The sequence below is a fragment of the Streptomyces bobili genome (assembly GCF_002154575.1).
Taxonomy (GTDB): domain Bacteria; phylum Actinomycetota; class Actinomycetes; order Streptomycetales; family Streptomycetaceae; genus Streptomyces; species Streptomyces bobili.
This window is the reverse complement of sequence record NZ_MUBA01000747.1, coordinates 1-824: the sequence shown is the minus strand read 5'-3', so window position 1 is coordinate 824 and position 824 is coordinate 1. Positions and strand designations below refer to the sequence as shown.

Genomic DNA, 824 nt, shown 5'->3' with positions numbered 1-824 from the left:
GGTGCCCCGGCCGGGGCACCGGCGGCATACGGCCATGGCACGCGGGTCCCTTCCCCCGGCGGAACGCGGGTATCGCTCCAGGGTCGCGGACGCCGGGTCACCGTGTCGTCGTGCCGTTGCCGCACATCCGCCGTACTCGCCCGGCAGTACGGTCCGCCGCGCCTGTCCGTCGTGAGGGGGACTCCGGCCGGGTCACCACACGCAGGGCAGGTCCACCTCGACGACCGTCGGACCGCCGACGGGGCTGGTCACGCGCATGGTTCCGTCGAGCGCGGCGACCCGTCGGCGCATGCCAAGGAGGCCCGTTCCGGCGCTTTCGTCGGCGCCTCCGCGGCCCTCGTCGCGGATCTGCACGCCGAGTCCCGAGCGGGTGCGGCCGAGGCGCACCTCGGCCCGGCCGGAGCCGCTGTACTTGGCGGCGTTGGTCAGGGACTCCGCGACGACGAAGTAGGCGGCGGCCTCCACCGCGGCCGGCGGCCGCGGCCCGCCGTCGAGACCTTCGGCCTGTACGGCGACCCGCAGTCCGCTGCTCGCGGCGAGCGCCCGTGCGGCTCCGACGAGCCCCCGGTCGGTGAGGATCGGCGGATGGATGCCGCGCACCACGTGCCGCAGCTCCAGCAGCGCGTCCTCGGCCTGATCCTGCGCGTCGGAGAGCAGTTTGCGTGCCGCCTCCGGGTCGCCCTGGTACGCCCGCCGGGCGAGCCCGATCCGCATGGACAGGGCGACGAGGTGGGCCTGTGTGCCGTCGTGCAGGTCCCGTTCGATGCGGCGCAGTTCGGCACCGTGAGCGGCGACGGCGTCGGCGCTCACGGTGCCGAACTGCG

At 75.4% G+C, this 824-nt stretch carries 1 protein-coding gene; it reads right to left on the bottom strand.

Annotated features, from left to right (window positions below):
- Positions 1 to 192 precede the first annotated feature (192 nt).
- On the bottom strand, positions 193 to 824 hold a 632-nt coding region (locus BZL64_RS37140; RefSeq protein ID WP_244205775.1), incomplete at its 5' end, for a sensor histidine kinase.